2 protein-coding genes and 1 pseudogene are annotated in these 2,866 nt (G+C 68.8%); 2 read left to right on the forward strand and 1 reads right to left on the reverse strand.

Annotated elements, in window-relative coordinates:
- Positions 1 to 370: pseudogene (locus DW029_RS11905) on the reverse strand (transposase); the annotation flags it as partial.
- 159 nt (positions 371 to 529) lie between these two features.
- On the opposite strand from DW029_RS11905, the gene istA reads away from it, so the two are divergent.
- A complete protein-coding gene (gene istA / locus DW029_RS09705; RefSeq protein WP_118345961.1) occupies positions 530 to 1,762 on the forward strand; it encodes an IS21 family transposase in 1,233 nt (410 codons plus the stop codon).
- On the forward strand, positions 1,762 to 2,535 hold the full coding sequence (istB, locus tag DW029_RS09710; protein WP_055252271.1) for an IS21-like element helper ATPase IstB: 774 nt from the start codon (positions 1,762 to 1,764) through the stop codon (positions 2,533 to 2,535). The genes istA and istB overlap by 1 nt, the downstream gene beginning before the upstream one ends.
- Positions 2,536 to 2,866: the final 331 nt, after the last annotated feature.

Genomic DNA, 2,866 nt, shown 5'->3' on the forward strand with positions numbered 1-2,866 from the left:
GGGCCGGCTTCAGGTCCGAGCACCTGAGCATCACGAGGGCGATCAGGTTGTCGATGTTGCGGAAGCCGTAGCCCTGCCTGATGGCCACTTTGATCTTGTTGTTCACCGCCTCGACCCTTGCGTTGGAGACGCCGAGCTCTATCGACCTGAGTATGCCCCGGCGCTTCCTGCGAACCTTGCGGGACAGCTCCACGAAGCGGGGTATCCGGCTGCGGCATGCCCACGCGAGCCAGCCGTCCAGCTCGTCGGCGGCCTCGCCCGGCCCCGCCCGGAAGACCGCCCGCAGGCCCTCCTTGAGCAGGTAGGCCCGCCACAGCGCCGAGCCGGTGCGCCTGAGCCCCTCGAGCGCCGACGCCTGGCGGCCGGTGAGGTCCTCGGGGTGTTAGCGCTAATCTAAAATCAACCACTTTTGCAAACGTATCCCGCCGAATGCGCCAACGCGCTTTCGCCAGTCCCGCTAACGTACTTTCACCAACTGCGTAAACGGAACTATGCTCCGATCGGGTATCCGACCCGGGAGGAGCGGGATATGGAGCGAAACGTAATGGGAGAGCTGAACGTCTACAGGGGGTCCGGCGCCAAGCCGAACTTCAGCGAGATCGCGAGGAGGCACGGCATGGACCGGCACACGGTCGCCAAGTACTGGAGGGAGGGCGAGGCCGCCGTCGACGGGAGGTCCGCGAGGGGCAGCGCCTTCGACCCGCTCGAGGAGGAGATCCGCGCGAAGGCCCAGCTGCCCGGGATGACCAAGATGGCCGTCTACGCGTTCCTGCGCGAGGGCCGCGGGGAGGGGCTGCCCGGGTACGGCGCCTTCACCGCGTGGTGCCGGGCGCGCGACGTGCCCTTTGGGGGCGCGGGCGGCCGCGAGCCGCACCCGCGGTTCGAGACGCCCCCGGGCAGGCAGCTGCAGTTCGACTGGAAGGAGGGCATGAGGCTCGTCGACTCGGAGGGCGAGGTCTTCGAGTTCAGCGTGTTCACCGCGACGCTCGGCTACTCCCGGAAGCACCGCTTCATACCGGTCAGGAGCCGCACGCTCGACGACCTGCTGTCCTGCCTGCTCGCCACCTTCACCCGCCTCGGCGGCGTCCCGGAGGAATGCATCACGGACAACATGTCGTGCCTGGTGACCGTCTCGGGCCGCAGGAGGACCAGGCAGGAGAGGGCGTGGCGGTTCGCGCGGGAGGCCGGCTTCGAGCTCAGGCTCTGCGCGCCGCGCTCGCCGCAGACCAAGGGCAAGGACGAGTCGGCCAACCGCTTTCTGAACCGCCTGCTCGCCTACGGCGGCGAGTTCACGGGGTGGGGCGGCCTCGCCGAGGCGGTTGCCCGGGTCGAGGCCCAGGCCAACTCGGAGCCGAACCGCACCGCCGGCCTGCCGCCCGACGCGCTGTTCATGCGGGAGAAGGAGAGCCTGCGTCCCATCGGGAACCTCCGGCTCCTCGAGTCGATGGTGGGCGACGTGAGCGTCCAGACCGTCCCGCCGACCATGCTCGTCAGGGCCGCCGGCAGGGAGTGGTCCGTGCCCAGGCGCTGCATCGGCCGGCGCGTGAGCGTCATAGCGATGCCCGGCGGTCAGGTCGTGGTGAGGATGGCCGGCGAGGAGGTCGCCGTCCACGACGCCGCGTCCGGGCCGTCGAGGCCCATCAACTACGACCCCGACCACTACGAGCAGGCCCTCGAGGGGAAGCGGGGCCTGGCCGACGCGGACATCGCCGAGGCCGCGCGCGCCAACCTCGCGCTGCTCGACTCGCTCGGAGGGGCGTGATGGGTGCCGTCGCGGAGGGCAGCCCCTCGATCAGGGCGCAGGCGAACCTCTCCGCGCTCGGGCTGCACGAGATGGCGGCGTCCCTGCCCGACTACGTGAGGATGGTCGCCGCGGGCGAGCGGGGCTTCGCCTCCGCCCTCGAGGAGATGACGCGCGTCGAGGTCGCCGCCCGGGAGGTCAGGATCACCAACCAGCGCATACGGTCGTCGGGGTTCCCCTACGTCAAGGGGCTGGCGGACTTCGACTGGGACTTCCAGCCGTCGGTCCCGCGCGCCGAGATCGAGGAGCTCGCGACCCTCAGGTTCGTGGAGCGGGCCGAGAACGTCCTGTTCGTGGGAAGCCCCGGCGTGGGCAAGACGCACCTCGCCGTCGCGCTGGGCATCGAGGCGGTCAGGGCGGGGCGCGAGGTCAGGTTCGTGGACTGCGCCCGGCTCGTCGAGGACCTGGAGGACGCCTCGTCGCGCGGCATCCTCAAGAAGAGGCTCAAGTACTACGCCCACTCGAGGCTGCTGATCATCGACGAGCTCGGCTACCTCGACGTCGGCAGCGCGGGTGCGGACCTGCTGTTCCAGCTGATATCGACGCGCTACGAGCAGCGCTCGACGATCATCACCACCAACGTGGGGATCAGCGGCTGGGGCAGGGTGTTCGGGGACGACGTGGCGGCGAGCGCGATCGCGGACAGGGTGTGCCACCACTGCCACCTGGTCAAGATAACGGGCAGGTCCTACAGGCTGAAGGACCTGCCGAGGGACGGACCCGTCAAGGCGTGACCGGAATCGGTGAAAATACGTTAGCGCAAGCGGTGAAGCCGCCTTTGAGCGAACGGCGCGTTTGATTAGCGAAACTGGCGAAAAATAGATTGACGCTAACACCGCGGAACCTCCTCGCCACGGCCTCGCCCGTCTCCGCGTCGAGCGCGCAGACGGTGGTGGACCTGAGGTGTACGTCCATTCCGAAGGCGGTAGAATATCTAGGCACGGGAGCCTCCCAACCTCGTTGCGGCGCGGCTGCGCCTCTGGCACTTCAACAACATTGTCGCAGCCCCGACCCGCGGTCACGAGCGGGGGCTCCTGTCGTTTCCGTGCCCCTGGATTGGGTCAT

Source organism: Collinsella sp. AF38-3AC, assembly GCF_003474365.1.
Classification (GTDB): Bacteria; Actinomycetota; Coriobacteriia; order Coriobacteriales; family Coriobacteriaceae; genus Collinsella.

What these genes read in the sequence shown, in the direction of transcription:
- istA (WP_118345961.1), top strand. Translation starts at nt 530, where the DNA reads ATGGAGCGAAACGTAATGGGAGAGCTGAACGTCTACAGGGGGTCCGGC.
- istB (WP_055252271.1), top strand. Translation starts at nt 1,762, where the DNA reads ATGGGTGCCGTCGCGGAGGGCAGCCCCTCGATCAGGGCGCAGGCGAAC.